Source organism: Inhella sp. (assembly GCF_027532025.1).
GTDB lineage: Bacteria > Pseudomonadota > Gammaproteobacteria > Burkholderiales > Burkholderiaceae_C > Inhella.
Window position 1 is genome coordinate 25866 of the sequence record NZ_JAPZSY010000053.1, and the last position, 24912, is coordinate 50777.

20 protein-coding genes are annotated in these 24912 nt (G+C 67.7%); 10 read left to right on the forward strand and 10 right to left on the reverse strand.

Translation table 11 applies throughout. The annotated features are described in order from the left end of the window. Positions 1–34: 34 nt before the first annotated feature. Positions 35–1594 carry a methyl-accepting chemotaxis protein gene (locus O9335_RS08635; RefSeq protein WP_298386581.1) on the reverse strand — a complete coding sequence of 520 codons (1560 nt, stop codon included), beginning with the start codon at positions 1592–1594 and terminating at the stop codon, positions 35–37. A 281-nt stretch (positions 1595–1875) separates the two neighbouring features. Here O9335_RS08635 and O9335_RS08640 point away from each other — a divergent pair, with 281 nt between their 5' ends. From O9335_RS08640 to O9335_RS08650, 3 genes are all read left to right on the forward strand, one after another. Continuing rightward, entirely contained in the window at positions 1876–3747 is a 1872-nt protein-coding gene (locus O9335_RS08640) for a M3 family oligoendopeptidase (protein ID WP_298386584.1), read from the forward strand. 126 nt (positions 3748–3873) lie between these two features. After that, positions 3874–4716 (forward strand): transporter substrate-binding domain-containing protein, encoded by an 843-nt coding sequence (locus O9335_RS08645; protein WP_298386586.1) that lies wholly within the window; start codon positions 3874–3876, stop codon positions 4714–4716. Beyond that, on the forward strand, positions 4713–6545 hold the full coding sequence (locus O9335_RS08650; RefSeq protein ID WP_298386589.1) for a diguanylate cyclase: 1833 nt from the start codon (positions 4713–4715) through the stop codon (positions 6543–6545). The genes O9335_RS08645 and O9335_RS08650 overlap by 4 nt, the downstream gene beginning before the upstream one ends. Before the next feature lie 60 nt (positions 6546–6605). Here O9335_RS08650 and O9335_RS08655 read toward each other — a convergent pair whose 3' ends face one another. From O9335_RS08655 to O9335_RS08675, 5 genes are all read right to left on the reverse strand, one after another. Beyond that, a complete protein-coding gene (locus O9335_RS08655; protein ID WP_298386592.1) occupies positions 6606–10193 on the reverse strand; it encodes a M1 family aminopeptidase in 3588 nt (1195 codons plus the stop codon). Between the two features lie 30 nt (positions 10194–10223). Continuing rightward, complete coding sequence (locus O9335_RS08660) at positions 10224–11126, reverse strand: ABC transporter ATP-binding protein (protein ID WP_298386595.1); 903 nt, start codon at positions 11124–11126, stop codon at positions 10224–10226. Positions 11127–11316: 190 nt separating this feature from the next. Next, entirely contained in the window at positions 11317–13575 is a 2259-nt protein-coding gene (locus O9335_RS08665) for a molybdopterin cofactor-binding domain-containing protein (protein ID WP_298386598.1), read from the reverse strand. Continuing rightward, positions 13572–14021: a (2Fe-2S)-binding protein gene (locus O9335_RS08670; RefSeq protein WP_298386686.1), complete on the reverse strand. Its 450-nt coding sequence runs from the start codon at positions 14019–14021 to the stop codon at positions 13572–13574. Before O9335_RS08670 ends, O9335_RS08665 begins: the two co-directional genes overlap by 4 nt. Positions 14022–14039: 18 nt before the next feature. Beyond that, entirely contained in the window at positions 14040–15266 is a 1227-nt protein-coding gene (locus tag O9335_RS08675; RefSeq protein ID WP_298386601.1) for an NADH:flavin oxidoreductase/NADH oxidase family protein, read from the reverse strand. Positions 15267–15343: 77 nt separating this feature from the next. On the opposite strand from O9335_RS08675, the gene O9335_RS08680 reads away from it, so the two are divergent. The 3 genes from O9335_RS08680 to O9335_RS08690 all read left to right on the forward strand — a co-directional run bounded on the left by O9335_RS08680 (position 15344) and on the right by O9335_RS08690 (position 17546). Continuing rightward, positions 15344–15790: a MerR family transcriptional regulator gene (locus tag O9335_RS08680; protein WP_298386604.1), complete on the forward strand. Its 447-nt coding sequence runs from the start codon at positions 15344–15346 to the stop codon at positions 15788–15790. Positions 15791–15832: 42 nt separating this feature from the next. Beyond that, the gene (locus tag O9335_RS08685) at positions 15833–16855 is read left to right on the forward strand and encodes a DUF4325 domain-containing protein (protein ID WP_298386607.1); all 1023 of its coding nucleotides are present in this window, start codon (positions 15833–15835) and stop codon (positions 16853–16855) included. A gap of 205 nt (positions 16856–17060) precedes the next feature. Next, positions 17061–17546, forward strand: coding sequence for a PEP-CTERM sorting domain-containing protein (locus O9335_RS08690; RefSeq protein ID WP_298386612.1), 486 nt, complete (start codon positions 17061–17063; stop codon positions 17544–17546). Positions 17547–17633: 87 nt separating this feature from the next. On the opposite strand, the gene O9335_RS08695 is transcribed toward O9335_RS08690, so the two are convergent. The 3 genes from O9335_RS08695 to tldD all read right to left on the reverse strand — a co-directional run bounded on the left by O9335_RS08695 (position 17634) and on the right by tldD (position 21874). Next, positions 17634–18722: a 3-deoxy-7-phosphoheptulonate synthase gene (locus O9335_RS08695; RefSeq protein ID WP_298386615.1), complete on the reverse strand. Its 1089-nt coding sequence runs from the start codon at positions 18720–18722 to the stop codon at positions 17634–17636. Positions 18723–18977: 255 nt separating this feature from the next. After that, the gene (locus tag O9335_RS08700) at positions 18978–20339 is read right to left on the reverse strand and encodes a hypothetical protein (RefSeq protein WP_298386617.1); all 1362 of its coding nucleotides are present in this window, start codon (positions 20337–20339) and stop codon (positions 18978–18980) included. A gap of 77 nt (positions 20340–20416) precedes the next feature. Next, positions 20417–21874, reverse strand: coding sequence for a metalloprotease TldD (tldD, locus tag O9335_RS08705; RefSeq protein WP_298386620.1), 1458 nt, complete (start codon positions 21872–21874; stop codon positions 20417–20419). Between the two features lie 145 nt (positions 21875–22019). On the opposite strand from tldD, the gene O9335_RS08710 reads away from it, so the two are divergent. Next, entirely contained in the window at positions 22020–22331 is a 312-nt protein-coding gene (locus O9335_RS08710) for a hypothetical protein (RefSeq protein WP_298386623.1), read from the forward strand. 42 nt (positions 22332–22373) lie between these two features. On the opposite strand, the gene rsmI is transcribed toward O9335_RS08710, so the two are convergent. After that, positions 22374–23294: a 16S rRNA (cytidine(1402)-2'-O)-methyltransferase gene (rsmI, locus tag O9335_RS08715; RefSeq protein WP_298386626.1), complete on the reverse strand. Its 921-nt coding sequence runs from the start codon at positions 23292–23294 to the stop codon at positions 22374–22376. Here rsmI and O9335_RS08720 point away from each other — a divergent pair. From O9335_RS08720 to O9335_RS08730, 3 genes are read left to right on the forward strand one after another with little or no spacing between them, the layout of a single operon-like run. Further along, complete coding sequence (locus O9335_RS08720) at positions 23293–23670, forward strand: YraN family protein (protein WP_298386629.1); 378 nt, start codon at positions 23293–23295, stop codon at positions 23668–23670. The genes rsmI and O9335_RS08720 overlap by 2 nt on opposite strands. 13 nt (positions 23671–23683) lie before the next feature. Continuing rightward, positions 23684–24259, forward strand: coding sequence for an SIS domain-containing protein (locus O9335_RS08725; protein WP_298386632.1), 576 nt, complete (start codon positions 23684–23686; stop codon positions 24257–24259). A gap of 8 nt (positions 24260–24267) precedes the next feature. Further along, positions 24268–24900: a BON domain-containing protein gene (locus O9335_RS08730; RefSeq protein WP_298386634.1), complete on the forward strand. Its 633-nt coding sequence runs from the start codon at positions 24268–24270 to the stop codon at positions 24898–24900. The last annotated feature ends 12 nt before the right edge of the window (positions 24901–24912 follow it).

Consider the following 24912-nt stretch of genomic DNA (forward strand, 5'->3'; position numbering starts at 1 on the left):
CGACGCCGGCTCAGGTCGCTGTGGATCGACGGGCTCAATCGGTGGCTTTGAGGTTGAACGCCGCCACCGCACGCTCGAGGGTGCGGGCGTCCTCGCGCAGCGCCGCAGCCGCCTCGTTGGAGCGACGAACCGCCGCAACGCTGTGGGTCGTCGACGAGCCGATTTGCTCGACGGCCTGCCCCACTGCCTCGAAGCCCTGCCGCTGCTCGCGCGTCGACCCAGCGATGTCCTGCATCAGCGTCGTCACGCGCGTCACCGACTCGAGGATGCTTTGCATGGTCTGCCCCGCCTGATCCACCATCGCCGAGCCCGAATCCACCCGTCCGACCGAGTCCTGGATCAAGGCCTTGACCTCTTTGGCAGCAGCGGCCGAGCGTTGCGCCAAGTTGCGCACCTCGCCGGCCACCACGGCAAAGCCCCGGCCCTGCTCGCCAGCGCGGGCCGCCTCCACGGCCGCGTTCAGGGCCAAGATGTTGGTCTGGAAGGCGATGCCGTCGATGACGTTGACGATTTCGCCGATGCGTTTGGACGCGTCGTCGATGCCGCGCATGGTTTGCACCACTTCGGACACGACCTGCCCTCCGTGAACGGCAACCTTCGAGGCTTCGCTGGCCAGTTGATTGGCGGTTTCCACGTTCTCGGCGCTGCTGCGCACCGTTTCCGTCATGTGCCTCGTGGAGTCGGCCGTTCCGCGCACGAAGGCGTCATGCGACTCGGTCAACTGCAGCAATTCGCGGTTGGCGGCGTCGATCAGTTCCGCGGAAGCGCCGATCTTGGCGGCGATCTCGCGCACATGGCTCACGACGGCGAGCAAGCGGTCCTGCATTTCCACGATGGAGCCGAACAGGTGACCGAACTCGTCACCCTGCCGCACATAGATCTCGTCGTTGAGATGCCCGCCCGCGATGCGCTGCGTCACCTGGTGGGCGCGCCGGAAGGCGCCGCTCATCATGCGCGTCAGCGACCAGGCCAGCCAACACGCCATGCCCGTGCCGGCCATTGCCACGGCCAGCACCACGAGCTTGGTCCGGTTGGCTTGTCGCTGGGCCTCCTGGACCGTCGACAGGACGAGGCCTTGCTGCCATTGGCGCTGATCGGCAATGTGCTGCACCATGCGATCGCGGGCCGGCACCAGTTCGGCCTTGAGTTGCGCGAAGGCGGCGCTGCGATCCCCGGCCTTGACCTTGCCGAGCACCTCGCCCCCCAGGCGCCAGAAGTCCGTGTCGGCCGCGCGGATCTTCTCGAAGTTCGCCTTGCCCTGGGCCGTGGACATGTTGTCCTCGAAGGTTTTCAGCTTCGCCAACATCTCCTCCCGGAAGGCACCGATCCGTTGGAAGGTTTCGTCTCGCTCTGCGTCGGTCTCCACCAGCATGGCGTGCCGGGCTTCCAGAGAAACACGAAACATCAGCATCTGCACGTCGGAGATCAAGTCCAGCTGCGGCGCGTAGCGTTGCGCCACGCGCTCGGCACTGCCGGCCAAACGCTCCAGGGTGATGAAGGCCAAGGCGGAAATCCCGACGACCACTGCCAACAAGAGCCCCTGAATCAGTGCCAGCTTGCGTCCGATGGGATGCTGAGGCTTGCTGAGAACCATGAGCATGTCTCCGAATGAGGGGAAGTTGGACCGGCTTTTTGAGTTTAGGGAGCCCCTCCCAGGGGCGCGGCGATGCACGGAAAGCGCGTGGGGGCTTTTTCGAGCCGAGGGCGCGAAACGCTTCACGCGAGCCGGGCTGCGTCACTCCGCGCCAGCCGGCAACGGTCGCAGCGCTGGCCCGCATCGGCGCGCACCCAGGGCGTGACTCTTCGCATCCGGTCCGGGGCGATGGCAGCATGCTGGACTTCCACGCTTCAGCGGACTCCACCGCACGATCCACCATGCCCCGTTTTGCCCTGCCCACCGCCCCCCGCCGCCCCCTCGTGATGGCGTTGTGGTTGTGCCTCTCGTTGAGCGCGGGCGCACAAGCCGCCGATCCGGCCCTGACGTGGGACTTGACGCCCATCTACGCCAGCGACAACGCCTGGGACGCCGCGCGCCAAGCCGCCCTGGCCGAGTTGCCCGCGCTGAGCGCCCTGCGTGGGACGCTGGGGCGTGACGCGGCCAGTTTGCGCACCGCGCTGGACCGCATCTCGGCCGCCAATCAGCGAATGGAGCGCTTGTGGGTTTACGCCTACGCGCTCCAAAGCACCGACAACCGAGAGCGTCGCCATCAGGAGCGCGTGGGCCTGATGGGCCAACTCTCGGGCCAGTTGGGTGCGGCCTTGGCGTGGGTCGAGCCCGAAATCCAGCAGATCGGTGCCCAGCGCCTGGCCCAGTTCCAACGGCAAGACGCTGGCCTGGCACGCCACGCCACCCGGCTGCACCACGTGCTGCGCCTGCAGCCGCACACCCTGGGGGCCGAGGCCGAATCGGTGGTGGCCGCACTGGCCCCCGTCCGTGGCGCCACGGCCCAGGCGCGCGGGTTGCTGGTGGACGTGGACATCCGCTGGCCCTCGATCACCATCGACGGCAAGCCGGAAAAGATCGACGACACCAGTTACGGACGCTGGCGCCAACACCCCGATCGGGCCGTTCGCAAGCATGTGTTCGACACCTTCTTTGGCCAACTCGGGCAGTTCGAGAGCACCTTTGGCATCACCCTGGGCACCGCGGTGCAAGACAACGTGGTGATGGCCCAACTGCGCAAGCACCCCAGCGCCGTGGCCGCGTCGCTGGCGGCCGATGAAGTGCCAGAGTCCGTCTACCGCACCCTGGTGGCCGAGACCCGCAAAGGCCTGCCCACGCTGCACCGCTACTTCCGGCTGCGCCAGCAGATGCTGAAACTGCCGGACCTGCATTACTACGACATCTACCCCGCCCTGTTGAAGCGCGACGTCAGCTACGGCGTGGACGAAGCCAAGCGCCTGACCCTGGCCGCCGTGCAGCCGCTGGGCGCGCCCTACCAGCAGCAGCTGCAGCGCCTGTTGGGTCAGCGCACCATGCACGTGCTGCCTGCCGAGGGCAAGAGTGGAGGGGCTTACCAGACCAGCGTGTACGGGGAATCGCCCTTGGTGTTCCTCAACCACCAAAACGACTACGACAGCGTCTCGACCCTGGCCCACGAGTGGGGTCACGGCATGCACACGGCGCTGGCCAATGCGTCGCAGCCTTTCGAGAAGGCCAGCTACCCGTTGTTCATCGCGGAGATCGCAGCCATCACCAACGAAGTGCTGCTGTCTCAGCACATGTTGGCGCAGGCCAAGAGCCCCGACGAGAAGCTCTACCTGCTGGGACACGAGCTGGAGCGACTGCGCGGCACTTACTTCCGCCAAACCATGTTTGCCGAGTTCGAACTGCGCACCCACGACGCCGTGCAGGCTGGCGAGTCCTTGAGCGGCAAACGCCTGACCGAGATCTACTGCGGCCTGCTGAAGGACTACCACGGTGACGCCCAAGGCGTGATGAAGATCGACCCCCAGTACTGCCAAGAGTGGGCCTTCATCCCGCACTTCTACCGCGGGTTCTACGTCTACCAGTACGCCACCTCGATGGCCGCCGCGCAGTTCTTTGCGGACCGCATCGCCTCGGCCAGCGACGCCACACCACGCGAAACTTACCTGAACGTCCTGCGCGCCGGTGGCAGCCAAGCTCCGGTGGCCGCCCTGAAGCGTGCTGGCCTGGACATGGACTCGCCCGCGCCGTACGAGGCGGTGATCCGCCGCATGAACGCCATCATGGACGAGATGGAGCGGCTGCTCGCCCAGCGCTGAGCAGGGCGCCGACGCCCCAGACCCCAGGGCGTCGGCCACAGGGCTGGCGGACGCACGGTCTCGCCCGTTAGCATGAGCAGGCCGACTGGCTTGCTTCCTGACGAGCGCAACCACCTCGCCCAGCCCATGAAAACCCTTCTCGCCCTTGCCTTGCTTGGCGGCATGGCCTCCGCGGTGGCCCAACCGGAAATCCGGTTCGCCCCGGAGAAGGATTACGGGCCCTTCGTCTACCAGGACGCGCAAGGCCAAGTGGTGGGCTTGTCGATCGACATCCTGGAGGCGCTCAAGCCCGGGCTGGATTCGCCCGTGCGCACGCTGCCGGCCCAGCCGCTCGCGGAGATTCTGGCGGCGGCCCAGCGTGGTGAGGTGGATCTGATTTCCTCCCTGCGGCCGACACCCGAGCGATCCGTCTACCTGGCCTTCACCACCCCCTACGTGCAGGTACCCGCCGTGTTGGTGGTGCGCCAAAGCATCAGCCCAGCCAAGCTCCAGGACCTGAAAGGTCAGCCTGTGGCTGTGGGCCAGGGGTACGCCGTGGAAGCCTTCGTGCGGCAGGCTTACCCGGAGTTGAAGTGGCAGGCCGTGCCCGACGACTTGAGCGCCCTGCAAGGCGTGATGGCCGGCAAGTACCAGGCCGCGGTGGCCGACATCGCCAGCGTGAGCCACCTGCTGCGGCAGCAGCAGGTCAAGGGCGTGCAGGTGTCGGAAGCGGTGGGCTTTGACTACCCGCTGGGCTTCGCTTACCGCAAATCGCTGCCCCAACTGGGCCGGCAGTTGGAGGTCGGACTGCAGCAGCTGGACGACGGCACCCGGCAGCGCATCATCAACCGCTGGATCGATGCCTCGGCGCTGCAGTACGAAGACCGACGCCGGCGGGTGCTGCGCTGGTCGGGTCTGGCGCTGGCCCTTCTGGCCGCCGGCGTCCTCGGCGGCGTGGCCTGGCGCGCACGACGCAAAGCCACCCCATGACCACCACGCCTTCGGCCAACGCTTCGCGGTCGGGGGCTTGGATCGCGGGCCTCGCCCTGGTCTACGGCTTGCTGTCGGTGATCTCGATCCTGCTCGCGGCCCGTCCAGGTCAAATCGCCACGCTCTGGTTCGCCAACGCGATGGGTGTGGTGGCCCTGTTGGCCCTGCCGCGGCGGCGCTGGGCCTTGATGCTGGCCGCGCTGGGGTTGGCCAACCTGCTCGCCAATGCGGGGGTCAAGCTGCCCAGCCACGGCCTGGATGCGGCGGTTTGGCAAGCCGCTGCAGCCTTCGTCCCCGGCAACTGTGCGGAGATGCTGCTGGGGGCCATGCTCCTGTCGGGCGCCGGCGTGCGGGTGCAGGACCTTCAGAACCCCAGCCGGCTGCTCACGCTGTTCGTCTTGGGTGCTGTGATTCCGGCCCTGTTCGGCGCCGTGTTCGGTGCGGCCGTGGTCGCCGCACCCGGCGAGTTCGGCAGGGTGTGGGCCACGTGGCTGGCCGGCAGTCTGATTGGCGGCGTGGCGATGCTCCCGCTGAGCCTTTCGGTGTGGCTCCAGGGCCTCCGGCCGCTGCAGCGGACCCTGGCCGCCCCCCAAAACCAGGCGCTGTTGCTGCTGACGATAGCGGCCACGCTGGTGGCGGCCACCACCTTGCCCCACCCCTTCGTGGTGATGGCCATGGCCCTGGGCGCGCTGGCGGCCGTCAGCGGCCTGCTGCTGTGCGCCGTGGGCACCTTGCTCGTCGCCATGCTGATCGGCGTGCTCATCGGCTCGGGCGTCTTGCTGCTGCCCCCCGCGTCGGGGTGGTGGAGCGACAGCCTGTACTACGGTGCGGTGCTGTCGACGCTGCTGCCCGGCACCTTTCTGGCTGCCACGGTGGACAGCCGACGCGACGCGATGCTTCGCCTGAGCACCAGCGAGGCGCACTTGCGCTCGCTCTACCAACAAACGCCGGCCATGCTGCAGGCGCTGGACGAACGCGGGCGTGTCATCGATGTCAGCGAGCTGTGGCTGAGCACCCTCGGGTACACGGAGGGCCAAGTGCAAGGCCGCCCGATCACCGATTTCCTCACGCCCGAGTCCGGGCACGCCTTCACCCGTTGGGCAGACCCTGGCAAGCCCTGGTCGGGCAGTTCGACCTTGGCGGACCTCCAAATGCTGAAAGCCGACGGGAGCGTCATCGATGCCGTGGTGTCCGCGATCTGGGAGCTCGATGACGAAGGCCGCATGCGACGGCTGCTGGCCGTGGTGGAAGACGTCACGGAGAAAAAGAAGCTGACCGCCCGCAGCCACTTCGCCGAGCACGATGCCCTGACCGGCCTGCCCAACAGAGTGCTGCTCCAGGATCGGCTGGAGCGGCTGTGCGCCAACCACAGCCGCCAGGGCGGACAGTTCGCCGTGGCCTTCCTGGACCTGGATCATTTCAAGGCCATCAACGACACCCATGGCCATGAAGCGGGCGATCGCCTCTTGAAGGCAGTGGCCGAGCGTCTGCTTCAGACGCTGCGAGCCTCCGACACGGTTGCGCGCTTGGGCGGCGACGAATTCGTGCTGCTGCTTTCCGCGCTGGAGGACCGTGCGCAAGTCGAGCTGCTGGCTCGCAAGGTGTTGGAGCAGGTCGCCCAGCCCTGCACCTTGGGTGATGCGCCAGGGGCGCCGGTCTTGGCAGTGGGTTGCAGCCTGGGCATCGCGCTCTACCCAGACCACGGCCAAGATGCAGCCACGCTGATGCTGCGAGCCGATCAGGCCATGTACGCCGCCAAGCGCAGCGGTCGCAACCGATGGGTCATCTTCCATGGCGACGACGCCGGATCGATCGGCCGAGCTTCCTAGAAGTCTGCGGCACGGCGCGGTCTCCCCATCGAATGGGCAGTTGCCGCACCGGCCATCCCGTCAGTCTGGCACCTTCGCCAAGTTGTCGTCGCTGTTGCGGTCGATGCGCAGGTTGAACGGGTCGATGCCCACCCAAGCCGGGCGCTGCGACGTGACGAGCACCACCTCCTGTCGGCCTCCCTGCAGGGGCCGACGCTCCAAGGACAGGATCGAGGTCGACTTGAAGCCTTTCTTGCCCGGCTCGGCGGTGAATCCACCGATCTCGAAGGCTTCATTCAAGGGTGCCTCGGTCTCCTGGCCCTTGCCGTCGGCGTAGAGCTTGCGGGCCTGCACGGTGAACCGCGTCTCGAACCGGCCGTCGGCAAGCGGCTTGGTGCGGGGCTCGAGGGCCTTGAGGTCGTAGAGCGTGATCCGCTCGAACAGATCGACCACCAGTTGCTCGTGCTGCGGCCCCAGTTCGGCCCGCAGCAGACGCAGGAAATCGCGGCTGTCGGGGTAGGGCGCTGGCTTGAAGGCGAACTCGGCGATCAACTTCTGCAGGGCCCGATTGACCGCCGCTTCGCCGACGATCTCCTTGAGGCCGTACATGGCCACGGCGCCTTTGTTGTAGTGGATGTAGTCCTGGTTTTCCACGCGGGCCAGCGGCTGCTCCTCCACCACATCGCGGCCACGCGAGCGCAGGTAGTTGTCCAGTTCCGTCTTGAGGAACTTGCGGATCTGCGCCTTGCCGTAGAGCTTCTCCATCACCAGCAGGGCCGAGTACTGCGAGAAGGTTTCCGACAACAGCGTCATGCCCTGCTTGTCAGCGCCGATCACCTGATGCGCCCACCACTGGTGCGCGATTTCGTGCGCGGTGACGTAGGTGACCAGGTCGATCTTTTCCTCGCGGTCTTCGTCGTTGAAGTTCTGGATGAAGCCGATGGCCTCGGAGTACGGCACCGTGTTGGCAAACGACTGCGCAAACGTGGCGTAGGCCGGGAACTCCAAGATGCGCGCTTGCTTGAACTGGTAGGGCGAGAAGCGCTCGCTGAACACCTCCAGCGACACCTTCATCGCGTCCAGCATGCGCTGCGCGTTGTGCGCGTGCTCGGGGTGGTGGTAGAGGGCCAGTTGCACGGGCTCACCCTGGGGGTTCTGCCAGGTGTCGGTCTTCACCGCGTAGCGGGCCGACTGCAGCGAGAAGAAGTTCTGGATGGGCGCTTCCGTGCGCGTCACCAAGGTGCGGCGGCCGCTGGCTGTCGTGTCGCTCACGGTCATGCCGGGGGCCACCGGGGTTTGGTCGGCATCGGTGGACAAGCGAATGTCGGCCGTCACCCAGTCGCTGTCGCGGCGCAGGTAGTGGTGGGCGCGGGCGGCGTCGTCTTCCAACGGGGCCGGGCGCAGCTCGGGCGGCAGGCCGTGCTTGCGGCGCTTGGCGCGGTCTTGCAGAAAGCCTTGACGACTGACCCCGAGCGTGGGGGCCACCTCGAAGTTGTCCACGAAGCTGCCATTGGCCACCAAACGGGTTTGTGCGCCGCTGTTGGGAAAGCCCACCTCCTGAAGTCGGGTGGCAAAGCGCAGCTCGCGCTTCTCGCCCGGCTGCATGGGACTGGCCAGGCTATAGATGCGAAAGCCATAGTCCCGGTATTCCTTCTTGAGGGTGGCGCCCGGCATCTCGAGCCGCTCGAGCTTCAGGTCTGGTGAGGTTTGCACCAGCAACTCGTTCACGGCTTGCGCGTGGCGGTTTTCCACGGTGTAGTGGCCTTGGGTCACGGCCAGCCGCTCGCGTGGGTACAGCGCCACGTCCAGGCTCACATGGGTGATGGTGGGCTGCAGCGTGGCTTCCAGCGGCAGCAGGGCTTTTTCGGCCTCGGCCCGCCTCTCCTCGAGCTCGGGGCCGGTGACGTAGCGGTTGAGCACGTTGCTGTTGTAGAACACGAAGGCGCCGCTGCCCAACCACACGGCCATGAGGCCCGACAGGACAACCCCGGCCGATCCGCGCAGGCGCTTCGGGGCCAAAGCCAGACGCGGACGCAGGCGGGTCTCGCTGCCGCGGCGCCACAGCAGGTGCGCGCCGACCACCAGCATCAAGGCGAAGGCACTCCAGTACACCTGGTGCCAGGCGCGGCCGATCCAGAAATGGCCGAGGCCGTTCATGTCGGACAGGGGCACCGTCAGCGCATCGCCAAAGTTGTAAAGCTTGTGCTCAAACCCTGTGGTGGCCAAGGCGACGCTGGCCACCAGGTAGACCAACATGGCCGCCCAGCCCGCGGGTTTGCTGGGCACGATGGCTTGCACGAACACCGACAGGATGCCCACTTGCAGGGTGCCGATCAGCGTGGGCAGCACGAACCACAACAGGTAGCTGCTCCATTGCACCTGGGTGTAGCCGTGGTAGAGCTGGAACAACACGCCCGCCACGACGGCCACCAGCAAGGTGGCCAGCAACACCAGCGCGATGGCCAGCACCTTGGGCACCACGAAGGCCCAATTGGGGGCCGCGCTGGCATCCACGATCTCGTGGATGCGGCGCTCGCGGTCGCGCCAGACCAATTCGCCGCCGTAGTAAATGGCGATGATGATCGGAATGATCGAGAAAGCACCCGTCAGCGCCTCCACCACCGCGCGGGTGACCGGAAAGTAGGGGATGCCCCGCATCTCGGTGACGCCGCTGAGCGCACCGAACGAGTTGAACAGGCCCAGCGCCAGCAGCACGGCAAAGGCGGGGCTCTTGAACACAAAGGCCATGTCAAAGCGCGTCAAGGCCCACAGGGCCTGCAAGCCCGCACCGCTGCGCGGCTGGGCCAACGCCTTGGGCTGCGGCGCGGGTTTGGCTGCCGTCGCCTTCTCGGGCTTGGCGCTCGTGGAGCGGGTTTCCATGCGGAACACGCGGTAGGCCAGCCCCAGCAGCACCAGGCTCACGCCCAACCAAAGCAGGCGGTTGTAGAGCCACACCCCCTCCAGCGGGGGCAGCAGTTGGTTGCGGTCGGCCACGGTCCAGTACTTGGTGACCTGGAACAACGCCCCGACACCGAAGGGGTCGAGCAAACTGGCCAGCTGCTCTTGACTCGGGTCGCGCAACACCACCCGCGAGACGGTGTAGAGCACCAAGAAGCCGATCACCCCGACGTAGCTCCACATCATCGAACGGGTGGCCGTCGCCAAGGCAAAGAAGGCTCCCGCCATCAGCATCACTGTGGGCAGGCCCACCACGAACAGCGCGTACAGGTAGTGGCTGAGCACGAAGGGGCCGATCTTTTCGGGGTCCTGCCAGGGCATGACGCTGCCCAACAACAACCCCAGCGGCACCGACACCATCACCAGAAAAGCCACCAGCGTGGCCCCGCTGAAGCGGCCCAGAACGTAGGCCGGCTTGGTGATGCGGGTGGCGCGCAAGATGGGCGCAAAGCCGGTTTCGTCATCGCGAATCACGGCATTGGCCACGAACGCGGTGACCACAAAAATGCCGAACAGATTCATGATGCCCACCGTCTGCAGCAGGGCAAAGGGAGCGTTCTTGAACACCTGCCCCGCGCTGCCAATCTGGATCTCGTCGATCGTGGCGGCGGCAAAAGTGAGCAGGAAAAAGAGCGCGAAGCTCACCAGGAACAGGGGTGAGCGCAGCTGAAACTTCGCCTCGAAGGCGGCGACCTTGGCAAACATCGACATGGCAGGGCTCCTGATGAGCGGTCGTCGGGCTCAGGCCGCGGCGCGCTGGGCGCCGGCGTGGGCTTGGCGCGACTGCACCAGGGTGGCGAAGTAGAGGTCTTCCAAGCTGCCCTCGATCGGCTCGAAACCGGCCTCGGGGGCCGAATCGCTCAGCACATGGATCACGGTCTGCCCCGCGCGCAGGCGGTTGGCGATCACGGTCAGATCGGCCTGGTAGCGGCTGAGTTGGCGGGTCTCGATGCTGCGCCGCCACACCCGGCCCTGCAGGCTGCGCGTGAGCTCTTGCGGCGAGCCGTCCAGCACCACCTGCCCCTGATTGATGATGGCCATGCGGGGGCACAGGTCACTCACGTCCTCCACGATGTGCGTGGACAGAATCACCACCACGTTCTCACCAATGGCGGCCAGCAGGTTGTTGAAGCGGTTGCGCTCTTCGGGGTCGAGCCCGGCGGTGGGCTCGTCCACGATGATGAGTTGCGGTTGCCCGATGAGGGCCTGGGCAATGCCAAAGCGCTGGCGCATGCCGCCCGAAAACCCGGCCACCGCCTTCTTGCGCACGTCCCACAGGTTCACTTGGGTCAGCAGCGTCTCCACCGTGTCTTTGCGCTCCCCCTTGCCGGCAATGCCCTTGAGCACCGCCAAGTGCTCCAGCAGGTCGTAAGCCGACACGCGCGGGTACACCCCGAAGTCCTGCGGCAGGTAGCCCAGGGTGGCGCGCAGCTTCTCAGGCTCGCGCAGCACGTCGATCTCGCCAAACTGGATGCGGCCCTCGGAGGGCGACTGCAGCGTGGCGATGGAACGCATCAGCGTGGACTTGCCCGCCCCATTGGGCCCCAGCAAACCGAACATGCCTTTGGGAATGTCGAGCGTGATCCCGCTGAGCGCGCGGGTGCCATTGCCATAGGTGTGGCTGAGTTGCTGGATGCTGAGCATGAGGATGGCTCCAAGGTGGACGGATGCCCCATTATGGAAATCCGGCCAGGCGTGAACCGACCTCCAAGCGACGGAAGGGGGTCCGCGACGGATGGCCTGCCGATCCGACGTGATGAGCCGAACCGCACGAGCTCGGCGCATTGAGGGTCCAGCCCCTGGTGCTCGGCCCCTCGAACACGCGCCGAGCGACTCAGCCCGGCTGGATTCCCAAGCGAATGGGCAGTCGCCGCACCGGCTGCCCCGTCAAGGCCAGCAAAGCGTTGCACACCGCCGGCGCGATGGGCGGCGTGGCCGGCTCGCCCACGCCGCCGGGCGGGGCGGCGGAGGGCACGATGTACACCTCGATGACCGGCATCTCGGCCATCGACAACAGCGGCTGCTGGGGGAAGTTGCGCTGCTGCACGGCGCCGCCTTCCACGGTGATCTCGCCGTACAACGCCGCCGTCAGGCCGAAGACGATGCCGGATTGCATCTGCGCCACGACGGTGTCGGGGTTGACCACGGTGCCGCAGTCGATGGCGCAGACCACGCGGTGCACTTGGGGCTGACCGTCCACGATCGACACCTCGGCCACCTGCGCGCACACCGAGCCAAAGCTCTCGTGCAACGCGATGCCGCGGGCGCGGCCGGCGGGCAGGGGCGTGGTGCCCCAGCCGGCCTTTTCGGCGGCCAGGCGCAGCACGGCGCGGTGCTTGGGGGCCTGAGCCAGCAACTCGTCGCGGTAGCGGAAGGGGTCTTGCTTGGCGGCCTGGGCCAACTCGTCCAAGAAGCACTCGGTGAAGTAGGCGTTCAGGCTGTGGCCCACGCTGCGCCAGCTGCCCACGGGCAAGCCCAGGGGCACGCGAAGCTGCGCGGCGCGCAGGTGGGGGATGGCGTAGGGCAGTTCGAAGGCGCCTTCCAGGTGGTTTTTGTCGGGCGTGTCGGCCGCCATGCCGGGCAGCAGGCGGTCGGTGGTGTCTAGCCCCAAGCTGGGGCCGGCCAGGCGGTGGTGCCAGGCGCTCGGCTTGCCGTCGCTGCCCAGGACGGCTTCGAAGCGGCTGATGCCCATGGGGCGGTAGACGCCGTGGGTGAAGTCTTCTTCGCGGGTCCACAGCAGCTTGACGGGCTTGCCCTGGGTGCGCAGGGCGATGGCCACCGCCTGCTCGACGACGTCGGTTTCCAGGCGCCGGCCGAAGCCGCCGCCGAGGTAGGGCACGTGCACCTCGACGGCGTCCATGGCCACGTCGGCCACTTGCGAGGCCTTCCAGCGCGCGAGGCTGGCCACTTGGGTGGGCGCCCAGATGGTGACCTTGCCGTCTTTGACCTGTGCCGTGGCGTTCATGGGCTCCAGCGGGGCGTGGGCCAGGAAGGGCACTTCGTACTCGGCGCGAAGCACGTTGGGCGCCTGGGCCAAGGCCTCGCGGGCATCGCCTTGGTCGCGGAAGGCAAAGCCTTCTTTCTGGTCGAGCGCGCGGTGCAGGGTGGCGCGCATGTCGGCGGTGTTCATGCTCGACTTGGGGCCGCCATGGAAGCTGGGCGGGTGGGCCTTCAACGCGGCTTCGGCGCGCCACCAGCGGTCGGCCACCACCACGGCAGTGTGGCCGTTCAGCACGAAGGCGTCGACCACGCCACGCTGGGCCTTGACCGCCGCCGTGTCCCACTGCGTGAGGCTGCCGCCCACCACGGGGGCTTGGCGCAGCGCGGCGTAGACCATGCCGGGCTGCTGGATGTCGATGCCGAACACGGCGCTGCCGTTGACCTTGGCGGGCAGGTCCACGCGGGGCATGGGCTTGCCGATGAAGCGCCATTGCTCGGGCTTCTTGAGCGGCACGTCCTGGGGCGGCGTGAGCTGGGCAGCTTCGGCCACCAGCTCGCGGTAGGCGAGGCGTTGGTCGCCACGCAGCACGGCACCGCCTTCGGTGCGCAGCTCGCTCACCGCCACCTTCCAACGCGCAGCGGCGGCTTGCAGCAGCAGCTGGCGGGCGGTGACGCCGGCCAGGCGCATGGGCCCCCAGGCGTCGCGCACGCTGCTGCTGCCGCCGGTGACCTGCAGGCCCAGCGTGTACCCCAAGCGCTGCGCGGCGCCGCGCACGAAGCGCGCGGTGGCCGACTCGTCGTCCATGCCCACGGGCACGACGTTGAGCAGCAGCGCGGCGTTGGCGTACACCGGGCGCACCGGGGCGCTGACGGCGCGCACCTGGGCCCAGTCGGCGTCCAGTTCGTCGGCCACCAGCATGGCCAGAGCGGTGTGCACGCCCTGGCCCATCTCGGCGCGCGGCAGGGCCACGTTGACATGGCCTTCGGCGTCGATTTGCACCCAGGCGTTCAGGGCCACGGCGCCTTCTTGGGGCGGCCAGGCGTCGGGGGCGCCCAGGCGGCTTTGGTCGGTGGGCGGGCGCAAGCCCACGCCGACCAACAGGCCGCCGCCGGCCAGCACGCCGGCGCTGATGAGGAAGCCGCGGCGCTTCATGCCAATGCTCCCGCTGCCTTGTGGATGGCGGCCCGAACCCGCTGGTAGGTGCCGCAGCGACACAGGTTGGTCATGGCGGCGTCGATGTCGGCATCCGTGGGGCGGGGCTGGGCGGCCAGCAGGCCGGCGGCGGCCATGAGCATGCCGCTTTGGCAGTAGCCGCACTGGGGCACCTGCTCGGCCAGCCAGGCGGCCTGCAAGGCCTTCATCACGCGGTCGTCGCGGCCCTCGATGGTGCGCACGGCCTGGCCGGCCACGGCCGCCACGGGCAGCACACAGCTGCGGGTGGGCGTGCCGTCCAGCTCCACGGTGCAGGCCCCGCAGGCGGCCACGCCGCAGCCGAACTTGGTGCCGGTCAAGCCGAGTTCGTCCCGCAGCACCCACAGCAGGGGCGTTTCGGGCTCCACATCCAGCCGCTGCGCGCGGCCGTTCACGGTGAGTTCGATCATGGGCAAGATGCTCCTTCAGGCGGTGGCCGCACGCCATGCACGGTAACGCTGAGTCAAGCGCTTCATCGTCCACCGGTCCATCAGCAGAGTGAGCAGCGCCGAGGTCCCCGGCGCGGGCGACTTGCCGGCACCCAGGCGGTGCAACTGCCGCCGGACCAGGGCCATGGTGGCCAGGCTGGCGATGGCTTTGTCGCGCCAGGCCACCACGGGGCGCGGGGCCACGGCCTCGTCCTGGGCCCACTGCCGTGGCAGGTCGGGCTGCATGGCCAGGGCGGTGCCCAGGCCCACCACGTCGACGCCGCTGGCCAGCACGGCCTCGGCCACGGCGCGGCGGCCGATGCCGCCGGTCTTCATCACCGGCAGGGTGGCGACGTTGGCCAGTTCACGGGCGAAATCCAGGAAGTAGGCCTCGCGGGCCAGGGTGCGGCCATCGGCGGTGCGGCCCTGCATGGCGGGGCTCTCGTAGCTGCCGCCGCTGAGCTCCAGCAGGTCCACGCCCTCGGCGTTGAGCAGGCCCACCACGGCGCGGGCGTCGTCTTCGCTGAAGCCGCCGCGCTGGAAGTCGGCGCTGTTGAGCTTCACGGCCACCGCAAAACCGGGCCGCACGGCGGCGCGCACGGCGCGCAGCACGTCGATGAGCAGCTTGGCGCGGCCTTCGACCGAGCCGCCCCAGGCGTCGGTGCGGCGGTTGCTCAAGGGGCTGAGGAACTGGCTGATCAGGTAGCCGTGGGCGGCGTGCACCTGCACGCCGTCGAAGCCGGCGGCCTCGGCGGCGCGGGCGGTGTCGGCAAAGCGCTGCACGATGGCGGCGATCTGCTCGGCGCTCAGCGCCTGCACCGGCGCAAACATCTTGCTGTGCTTGCCCAGGGCCAGCGGTACCGCGCTGGGCGCCCAGCCGGGGTTGCCCAGCGCGGCGAACACCTGGCGGCCGGGGTGGTTGATCTGCATCCACACCTGGGCGCCGCCGGCATGCGCCGCATCGGCCCAGGCTCGGTACGGGGCCAAGGGCGTGCCGGCCTCCAGCACCAGCCCGCCGGGGCCCGTCATCGCATCGGGGGCGACCATCACGTTGCCCGTGATCAACAAGCCCGCGCCGCCGTCGGCCCAACGGCGGTAGAGGCGCTGAAGGGGAACGCCCGGCAACTGACCGGGTTCGGCCATCGATTCCTCCATGGCCGCTTTGGCGAGGCGGTTTTTCAGAACCTGGCCGTTGGGCAGGACGAGGGGAGCGAACAGCGGCATGGCGGACGGGGTTTCAAGGCGAAGGCGCGAACCTTAAGATTCAAGTCAGCTAGAAGGTCAAGCCCCAGGGGATGCCCATGATGAAGATCGGTGACTTGGCGCAACGAGCGGGGCTCAAGCCGTCGGCCATCCGCTTTTACGAGGCCAGCGAGCTGTTGCCCTCGGGGGCACGCGGTGCCAACGGGTATCGGCTCTACACCGAGGCGGCGGTCGAGCGCCTTCGCTTGATCCAACTGGCGCAACGCTTGGGTTTTTCCTTGGACACTTTGCGCCCGCTGCTGGCGCGCGATGCCGAGGGCCTGCCGCACGACGCCGTGCTGCGCGCACTGGCGCAGCGACGGGCGGAGATTCAGGCGCTGCGCCACGCCCTCGATGCCCAAGAGACCGAGTTGGAACGCTTGGCCGAGGCCTGCCGCACCGAGTGGGCGCAGGGCCGTTGCGTCGACTTGGGCGCTCTGGCGCCCCAGCCCGCCGCCACCCGCCCGCCCCGGCAGCGCCGCCGCCAGGCCGCCGGACTACCGTAAACCTTGATGCACGGCAGCAGCCCCTGGCCCTACGCTTGACCCATGGCCCGCCTCGACTTCGACCACTTCACCCAGTGGATCACCGCCGCCGCGCGTGAGCACTCGCACGCGCTCACCGACCACATCGTGGAGCGGACGGGCGCCAGCCGCCGAGCGGTGCAGAGCATGCTCAAGCGCTTGGTCCAGGCGGGATGGCTGCAGCGCGATGGCGGTTTCAGCCGCCCGGTCTACAGCCCAGGCGCGCTGCGCCAAGTGGTCAAGAGCTACCCGCTGCACGGCCTGCAAGAAGATATTCCTTGGCAGCGGGACTTCGCCCCCCACTTCGCCCTGCCGCCCCACGTGGCGCGCATGACCCAGCACGCCTTCACCGAGCTGCTGAACAACGCCGCCGACCACAGCGAGGGCACGAGCGTCACCGTCAGCCTGCGCCAAACCCCCACGCACGTGCAGATGCTGATCAGCGACGACGGCTGCGGCGTGTTCGAAAAGATCAAGGGCACCTACGACATCCCGGACGCCTCCTTGGCCATGTTGGAGCTCAGCAAAGGCCGGCTGACCACGGCCCCCCAGGCCCACACCGGCCGGGGCCTGTTCTTCAGCAGCCAATTGGCCGACGTGTTCGACCTGCACGCCAACGGCACCGCCTTCCAGCGCCGCGCCTGGGATGCCAGCGGCTGGCGCCCGGGCAAGGCGTTGCCGCGCCAGGGCACCAGCATCTACTTGGCCATCGCGCTGGACACCACGCGCACGCTCGAGCAGGTGCTGGGCGCCTGGAGCGTGGACGGCAGCGGCATCGCCTTCGACCGCACCGTCATCGCCCTGCGCATGCTGGCCGGCGCTGGCCAAGCGCTGGACAGCCGCGCCCAAGCCCGCCGCGTGGCCGCACGCTTGGAGCGCTTCAAGCGCGCCGAGATCGACTTCGACGGCGTGTCCGACATCGGCCACGCCTTCGCCGACGAGCTGTTCCGGGTCTTTCCCGCGCAAAGCGGCAGCGCGGTGGAGCTGGTGCCCGTCAACGCCAATCGGCGCATCTTGGCGCTGATTGAAAGCGCCAGGGCGGGCTGAGCGGCACGATCTGGGTCATCGCCCTGTCGGCCCGCTTGACAGCACCGTCGAAGCGCCCCCAAAGCTGCGCGACCCCAGGCTCGATCCCCAGGGCTTCCACCCCTGATAACAAGAGGAATTCGGGCGATGGCACGTCTCATGCTCAGGAGTAGTGATCTCACACCCTCAGCAGGAGCCTTCCGTGCCATCTTTGACCCATCGTTTCATGCAAGCCGTCGCAGTCGCCGTCCTGAGCCTGTCGAGCCAAGCATTCGCTGCCGGCGTTGAGCTGGGCACCGAGCCGCCTGACAGCCTCATCGTCACCCGCAATGGCCTCGAGTGGGTTTGGGCCGGCCCCTGTGCCGGCCTCGCCCCGTCGTGCGGTGTCGTGGCCCTGCACCACGGCTTCGGCTTCGCCACCGACAGCCAATGGACGACCTCGTTCGTGTCCATCGCTGACATCGCTTCGGCCTTCTCGGGCAAGTGCGCCTCGCCCTACTTCAACACCGTGTGGAACCACTGCGATGCGGGCGATATCACCGTCGGCGCCATCTGGCAGTCGCCCTTCGCCGAACCAAGCCACCGGAATCAGCCGTATTCGGAAACCTTCCTCGTTCGCACCAGCAACCAAGTGCCCGAACCCGCCGGGCTGGCTTTTCTGGGCCTAGGGATGTTGGGCTTGGCGGCCGTCCGCCGCACCAGCCGCCGCTGAACCAACGCGCGTCGCCCGCTCGTGAAAACGGCTCGCCTTGTGCGAGCCGTTTTCATGGGTGCTTCGCTCCGGGCCGAACCCAGCGGATCAACCCGCCCGCACCGACGCGTCCAAGCCGGCCAGCAGGTCCAGGGTCTGCTGCCAGTCCAAGCAGGCGTCGGTGATGCTTTGGCCGTAGGCCAAGTTCGCCGGGTCGTCCTTGCCGGGGCTGAACTTTTGCGCGCCACCGTTCAGGTGGCTTTCCACCATCACGCCGAACACCTGGTGGCGGCCAGCGCGCCACTGGCGGCCGATCTCTTCGGCCACCACCAGCTGGCGCTCGTGCTGTTTGCTGCTGTTGGCGTGGCTGCAGTCGACCATCAGGCGCGTGGGCAGCTTGGCCGCGGCCAGCTCGGCGCAGGCGGCGTCCACGCTGGCCTCGTCGTAGTTGGGCGCCTTGCCGCCGCGCAGGATGACGTGGCAGTCCGGGTTGCCCTTGGTCTGCACGATGGCCACCTGGCCGTTCTTGTGCACCGACAGGAAGTGGTGCGGGCGGGCCGCGGCCATCAGCGCGTCGGTGGCGATCTTGATGTTGCCGTCGGTGCCGTTCTTGAAACCGATGGGGGCCGACAGGCCCGAGGACAGCTCGCGGTGCACCTGGCTCTCCGTCGTGCGGGCACCGATCGCACCCCAGGCGATCAGGTCGCCGATGTACTGCGGCGAGATCACGTCCAGGAACTCGCTGCCCGCGGGCACGCCGATCTTGTTGATCTCCAGCAGCAGCTGGCGCGCGATGCGCAGGCCCTCGTCGATGCGGTAGCTCTCGTCCAGGTAGGGGTCGTTGATCAGGCCCTTCCAGCCCACCGTGGTGCGCGGCTTCTCGAAGTACACGCGCATCACGATTTCCAGCGAGTCGGCGTACTGGTCGCGCACCGGCTTGAGCTTGCGGGCGTACTCCAGCGCGGCGGCCGGGTCGTGGATGGAGCACGGGCCCACGATCACCAGCGGCCGAGGGTCCTCGCCGGCCAAGATGCGGCGGATGGACTGGCGCGTCTGCATCACCAGCTTCTCCATGGGCGTGCCACTGATGGGGAAGAAGCGGATCAGGTGCTCCGGGGGCGGCAGCGGCGTGATGTCGGCAATGCGCTCGTCGTCGGTGCGGCTGGTGCGGTCGTCGGGGCTGTAGATCGGGCTCATCGGGGCACTCTGCGAAAGGAAGTCAGAAGGCGAAAAAAAAACGCCGGGCTTGGGGCCCGGCGGTTTCGGAGTTCTTGGGTCAGCGCGTGCGCTCAAGACTCTCCACCGCCGGGGCGGGGAAAGAACCAAAAGCGAAAGTAGACGGCGCGGGACATGGGTTTGAATGTAGCAGCCAGCTCTGGGAACGTTACTTCGTCAGTTGCGATGGGGCATTCCGCAGGCCACGTGAATCACCAACGATCGCGCTGCATGAACTCAGTCGACGGGAGGCTGAATCGCCGCCCTCGGAACTCGGTAGGCCAGTCGGCGTGTCGGCACCCGAACTTGACTTCCGTCGGCCGATTTGACGGCGTCCCACTCCTGAAGAACGAACCGAACCTCTTCCGAGTCCACGCTCACTTGACCGAGTGTCACCCCCCGGTTCCGCCAATTGCGCGAGGTCTCCAGGTCAAAGCCAAAGACTTCGCTGCCGTCCAGGGACGACACCGTGACCAGCGCTAGGCCATGCGCCCACGAGGTGAACACCACGAACCGATCGTCACAAGCAAAGTCAGGGTACAGGATGGCGTTGGGCCTCAATTGCCACGACGCCATCTCCAAAACAGTCAGCGCGGGGGCCTGACGCATACGAACGGACCGACACCCATCGCCATTTCCATCAATCGCAAGTGCCAACCGGCCAAGCGTCGAATCCGCAGAGACCTCTCGCTCAAACTGCAACGCTTCACTCTTTTCAATGCGCTTCCAACGCGTCTTTTCTCGAGGCGTGCCGAATAGGTCCGGCAGGAACTTAAGCATCGGCTTCTGATCGCGGACGTCAAAGATCTGGCTGGCTCTAACGTCTCCCGACTGCTGATCCAACAGAGTCAGTCGAATCGCTCTGGTCTCTCCTTGTGGGCTCACACCGATCCGCGTCTTGCGGACGACCCAACGCTCGCTGGCAAGCGCTGCACCCTTTCGCGCGATCACAGAGATGTAAGGTCCCGCCTCGTAGCGATCACCCTCGAAGTCCACGTAGCGATAGTTGATCAAGCCGAACCAGACTTCCCAAAAGGGCTCAACGCTGCGCCGGTCAAAGCCCTGCAGCTCCAGGCGGAAACCCGACGCGCTCGTTGAATTGAGTCTTGCCCTAGAAGCGTGCCACTGATCTAGCGCCAAGTGAGACAGCAGCACAAATGCAGAGACGCCAACCAAAGGCAGAGAGCCAATGGCCCCAGCGACCTGCGATACCGTGTGTCTGCCGAACCCACCCCACCAGCGACTCTTGAACGGACCATGCGCTTCTTGGTGTGCAAGCGACGGTGCTTGAGGAGACTTGGAACACAACTCGGCAAGCGCGAGAGAAAAGACAGCCGGCGTCAGAACCAAGGCAACCCAGCGCAACTCGGAGCGAAATGGCTCGGATGCCAGGACTGGGAGAAGGCCTGCCGCGAGCATTAACCAGAGCACCCCGGCCCCAAGCATGGCACTGGAGGCAGTCACCGAAGGAAACCTCAGCTTGGTCAACCTGCACAGCGGTTGTATCGAGGTCAGCCTGAGCACATAGAGGCTCAGCAACGTCAAAACAAAAAGATTGACGCCGGAAATCGGAAGCCACGTGCCAACAGCTTCCGCCAAGTTGCGCGAGTGGCTCCCGTCAAGCAGCCAATCCAGCAGCAGCCAAACAGCTACTGCAGCGTAGAACGCCGCACCAATCAAGCCGTCCCGCCCACCGTCAACCCTTCGATGCGAAGCGTCGGTTGCCCCACACCAACAGGCACCGACTGCCCCTCTTTGCCGCACACGCCCACGCCGCTGTCCAGCGCCATGTCGTTGCCGATCATGCTCACGCGGGTCAGGGCTTGGGGGCCGTTGCCGATGAGCGTGGCGCCTTTGACGGGGTAGAGGATCTTGCCTTTCTCGACCCAGTAGGCCTCGCTGGCGCTGAAGACGAACTTGCCGCTGGTGATGTCCACCTGACCGCCGCCGAAGTTGGTGGCGTACAGGCCGCGCTCGATGCTGGCCACGATCTCTTTCGGGTCTTGCTTGCCGCCCAGCATGTAGGTGTTGGTCATGCGCGGCATGGGCACGTGGGCGTAGCTTTCGCGACGGCCGTTGCCGGTTTGCGCTCGCTTCATCAGGCGGGCGTTCATCGCGTCTTGGATGTAGTTGACCAAGATGCCGTCTTCGATGAGCACGTTGCGCTGGGTGGCGTGGCCTTCGTCGTCGATGTTGAGGCTGCCGCGGCGGTCGGGCAGGGTGCCGTCGTCGAGCACGGTGACGCCCTTGGCGGCCACGCGCTGGCCCAAACGGCCGGCGAAGGTGCTGGAGCCCTTGCGGTTGAAATCGCCCTCCAGGCCGTGGCCCACGGCCTCGTGCAGCAGCACGCCGGGCCAGCCGGGGCCGAGCACCACGGTCATTTCGCCGGCGGGCGCGGGGCGGCTTTCCAGGTTGGTGAGGGCGGCGTGCACGGCTTGGTCGACGTAGCTTTGCAGCACCTCGTCGCTGAAGTAGGCCAGCCCGAAACGGCCGCCGCCGCCGCCGCTGCCCACTTCACGGCGACCGTTGCGCTCGGCAATCACGGTGATGGACAGGCGCACGAGCGGACGGATGTCGGCGGCCAGCAGGCCGTCGGCGCGGGCGATGAGGACGATTTCGTGCTCGGCGGCCAAGCCAGCCATCACCTGCACGACGGCGGGGTCCTTGGCACGGGCCATGCCTTCCACACGCTCCAGCAAGGCCACCTTGCTGGCGCTGTCCAGGCTGGCGATGGGGTCGTCGGCGCCGTACAACTGCAAGCCATGGGCGTGGCGCGGCTGCACCTTCACGTGGCGGCTGTGGCCGGCGGCGGCGATGCTGCGCACGGTAGTGGCGCAGTCGGCCAGCGCGGCCTCGCTGATGGCGTCGGAGTAAGCAAAGGCCGTTTTTTCGCCCGCCACGGCGCGCACGCCCACGCCTTGGTCGATGCTGAAGGAGCCGCTTTTGACGATGCCTTCTTCCAAACTCCAGCCCTCGGCGCGGGTGGTTTGGAAGTAGAGGTCGGCGTCGTCCACGCGGTGGGCGGTGATGAGCTTGAGCACGCGGGCCAGGGCGGCCTCGTCGAGGCCGAAGGGGGCGAGCAGGCTGTCGTGCGCCGCGGCGAGGGCGCGCACCATCGGGTCGGGAGCGTTCATGCCCCCGATTGTGGGGCGCCTCGAAACCATGGCCGGTTTACACAGCTTTACCGGGGCTTTGCACAGGACCGTCAGCAGCGTATCGACACTGGCGTTGTAGACCCACCGGCGCAACGTGCGTCGCTCAACCCGAGGAACCCCTTCCATGAAAGCCTTGTTCACCCTCGCCGCCCTGGTGGTCGCCTTTGCCGCCCAAGCCCAAACCGCCACGCCGCGCATCGACAAGCGCGAGCAACGCCAGGAAGACCGCATTCAACAGGGCGCGGCCAGCGGCACGTTGACGGCGCGCGAAACCCAGCGCTTGGAGAAGGAACAAGCCCACATCGACAAGATGCAGGACCGCGCCGCCGCCGACGGCCAGGTGACCCAGAAGGAACGCGCCAAGATCACGGCCGCGCAGAACGAAGCCAAGCGCGACATCCGCCGCAAAAAGCACAACCGCCGCAACGCCGGCTGAGCCTTCGCGCCCACCGACACGGCCCGCCCTGGCGGGCCTTTGTCATTCCTCGCCGTCGTTGTCCTTCGCCTGGCGCCAGGCCAAGGCCTGCTGGTAAAGCGCATTGCGCGGTGCACCGCTGAGTTGCGCGGCCAGGCCGACGGCCTGCTTGAGCGGCAACTCGGCCAACAACGCCTTCAGCACGCGCAAGGCCTCGGCTGGCAATTCGCCTTCGGCCCCCGCCGGTGGCGCAGCGTGCAGCACCAGCACGAACTCGCCACGCTCGGCATTCGCATCGGCCTTCAAGCGTTCGGGCCAGTCGGCGCACGGGGCGGTGTGGATGGACTCGAACTGCTTGGTGAGCTCGCGTGCCACGGTCAGACGCTGGGCCGGCGCGGCCTCGGCCAAGAGGCCGAGGAGGTCGGCCACGCGGTGGGGGGCCTCGAACAGCACCTGGCTGTCGGGTTGGCCCACCAGGGCCTGCACCGCTGCGCGGCGGGCCTCGCCTTTGGGCGGCACGAAGCCCACGAAGCGAAAACCCTGGGCTGATGCATCGCCGGCCACGCTCAAGGCCGTGACGCTGCTGCTGGCGCCAGGGATGGGCACGCAGCGGCAACCCGCCGCCTGCAGGCCCGCCACCAGGCGCGCGCCGGGGTCGCTCACGGCCGGGGTGCCGGCGTCGCTGACCAAGGCGATGCGCTCGCCGCGCTGCAGGCGCTGGGCGATGCCGTCCACGGCCTCGCGCTCGTTGTGCTCGTGCACGGCCAGCAGGGGCTTGTGCAGGCCCAGGTGGCGCAGCAGGGGCGCGGTGGTGCGGGTGTCCTCGCAGGCGATGGCGTCGACCAGGCCCAGCACATGGATGGCGCGCAGGCTCAAGTCGGCCAGGTTGCCGATGGGCGTGGCCACCACATACAGCGCCCCGGCGGGATACTGCTGCGCGCCCGCCGCCTGCGCGGCGGCCTGGGCCAGGAGATCGGCAGACATGTTCGGGTGGGGCTCCAAAAAGGACACGGGCGACGCCGGCGAGGCGCGGGCGCTGGCCCATCTGCAGCGCCAAGGGCTGGTGCTGGTCGAGCGAAATTATCGAGTCGGGGGCGGCCCCCGCCGGCCCGCGGGCGAGATCGACCTCATCGTGCGCGATCGCGACGGCACGCTGGTGTTCGTCGAGGTGCGCGCGCGCCGCTCCAGCGCCCATGGAGGGGCGGCCGCGACGGTGGATGCCGCCAAGCAACGCCGTTTGGTGCGGGCGGCGCAGCACTACCTGCTGCAGTTCAGCAGCCTGCCGGCCTGCCGCTTCGACGTGGTGGCGATCGACGGCGAAACCTTGCATTGGATCCAGGGCGCCTTCGAGGCCGCTTGATAATCCGCTCGCCATGCTGGAAGCCCGTCTTCAACACCAATTTTTCGAGAGCGCCGACCTGCTGAACCAAGCGGCCGAGCAGCTGACCCGGCCCTTGTCGGTGGCCGCCCAGTTGGCGGTGGCCTGCGTGACCGGCGGGGGCCGCTTGCTGTGCGCCGGTGCGGGCGTGGCCCACAACGACGCGCTGGCCGTGAGCGAGCTGCTGCAGCACCAGTTTGAGCAGGAGCGGCCGGGCTTGGCGGCCTTGCCGCTGCAGCGCTCGGTGGGCAGCCTGCAGGGGCAAGACGCCTTGGTGCGGCAACTGCAAGTGCTGGGCCACCCGGGCGATGTGCTGCTGTGGCTGGACCCCGTGGCCGGCAACACCGGCGCGCCGCTGCTGCGTGCGGCCCGTGAGCTGGACATCGCGGTCATCGCCCTGTGCGCCGAGGGCACCGACGCAGCATCGGCCGTGAAAGCGGCGCTGACCGACACCGACGTGCTGCTGCGGCTGAGCGCCTCGCGCCTGCCGCGCCGCCTGGAAACCCAACGCGTGGCGCTGCATGCGCTGTGCGACGCCATCGACGCCCAACTGCTCGGCTTGGAAGCCTGACACCCACCATGAAGCTCACCACGATCCGCACCCTGACCCTGGCCGCCCTGGCCGTCGCCTCCCTCAGCGCCTGCGCCCCCCTGGTGGTGGGCGGCGCCGTGGTGGGAACGGCCCTGGTGACGACCGACCGCCGCACCACCGGCACGCAGGTGGAAGACACCGGCATCGAGACCAAGGCCACCTACCGCATCCGTCAGGCCCTGGGCAGCCGCACGAACATCAACGCCCAAGCCTTCAACCGGGTGCTGCTGCTGACGGGCGAGGTGCGCAACGATGCCGACAAGGCCGAGGCCGAGCGCATCGCTGCAGGTGTCGAGAACGTGATCCGGGTGGTGAACGAAATCGAGGTGGGCTTCATCAGCTCGCTGACCTCGCGCTCCAACGACCTGGTGCTGGCTGGCAAGATCAAGGCCACCTTGATTGACGCCCGCGACCTGCAAAGCAATGCCTTCGACGTGGTCGTCGAGCGTGGCGAGGTGTATTTGATGGGCCTCGTCACCGAACGCGAGGCGCACCGCGCCACCGAGCTCATCCGCGGCATCCCGGGCGTGAAGAAGGTGGTGCGCGTGCTGGAGGTGATCAGCGAGGAAGAACTGGCCCGCCGCGTGCCGCCGCGCCCCAGCGCCGAGCAGTCGAAGTGAGCGGGGCGCCCG

Coding starts and splice junctions, on each gene's coding strand:
- rsmI (WP_298386626.1), bottom strand. CDS start 23,294: ATGTCTGCCGATCTCCTGGCCCAGGCCGCCGCGCAGGCGGCGGGCGCG.
- O9335_RS08720 (WP_298386629.1), top strand. CDS start 23,293: ATGTTCGGGTGGGGCTCCAAAAAGGACACGGGCGACGCCGGCGAGGCG.
- O9335_RS08685 (WP_298386607.1), top strand. CDS start 15,833: ATGGCCCGCCTCGACTTCGACCACTTCACCCAGTGGATCACCGCCGCC.
- O9335_RS08665 (WP_298386598.1), bottom strand. CDS start 13,575: ATGAAGCGCCGCGGCTTCCTCATCAGCGCCGGCGTGCTGGCCGGCGGC.
- O9335_RS08675 (WP_298386601.1), bottom strand. CDS start 15,266: ATGCCGCTGTTCGCTCCCCTCGTCCTGCCCAACGGCCAGGTTCTGAAA.
- O9335_RS08680 (WP_298386604.1), top strand. CDS start 15,344: ATGATGAAGATCGGTGACTTGGCGCAACGAGCGGGGCTCAAGCCGTCG.
- O9335_RS08660 (WP_298386595.1), bottom strand. CDS start 11,126: ATGCTCAGCATCCAGCAACTCAGCCACACCTATGGCAATGGCACCCGC.
- O9335_RS08730 (WP_298386634.1), top strand. CDS start 24,268: ATGAAGCTCACCACGATCCGCACCCTGACCCTGGCCGCCCTGGCCGTC.
- O9335_RS08655 (WP_298386592.1), bottom strand. CDS start 10,193: ATGTCGATGTTTGCCAAGGTCGCCGCCTTCGAGGCGAAGTTTCAGCTG.
- O9335_RS08650 (WP_298386589.1), top strand. CDS start 4,713: ATGACCACCACGCCTTCGGCCAACGCTTCGCGGTCGGGGGCTTGGATC.
- O9335_RS08640 (WP_298386584.1), top strand. CDS start 1,876: ATGCCCCGTTTTGCCCTGCCCACCGCCCCCCGCCGCCCCCTCGTGATG.
- O9335_RS08645 (WP_298386586.1), top strand. CDS start 3,874: ATGAAAACCCTTCTCGCCCTTGCCTTGCTTGGCGGCATGGCCTCCGCG.
- O9335_RS08690 (WP_298386612.1), top strand. CDS start 17,061: ATGCAAGCCGTCGCAGTCGCCGTCCTGAGCCTGTCGAGCCAAGCATTC.
- O9335_RS08635 (WP_298386581.1), bottom strand. CDS start 1,594: ATGGTTCTCAGCAAGCCTCAGCATCCCATCGGACGCAAGCTGGCACTG.
- tldD (WP_298386620.1), bottom strand. CDS start 21,874: ATGAACGCTCCCGACCCGATGGTGCGCGCCCTCGCCGCGGCGCACGAC.
- O9335_RS08725 (WP_298386632.1), top strand. CDS start 23,684: ATGCTGGAAGCCCGTCTTCAACACCAATTTTTCGAGAGCGCCGACCTG.
- O9335_RS08710 (WP_298386623.1), top strand. CDS start 22,020: ATGAAAGCCTTGTTCACCCTCGCCGCCCTGGTGGTCGCCTTTGCCGCC.
- O9335_RS08695 (WP_298386615.1), bottom strand. CDS start 18,722: ATGAGCCCGATCTACAGCCCCGACGACCGCACCAGCCGCACCGACGAC.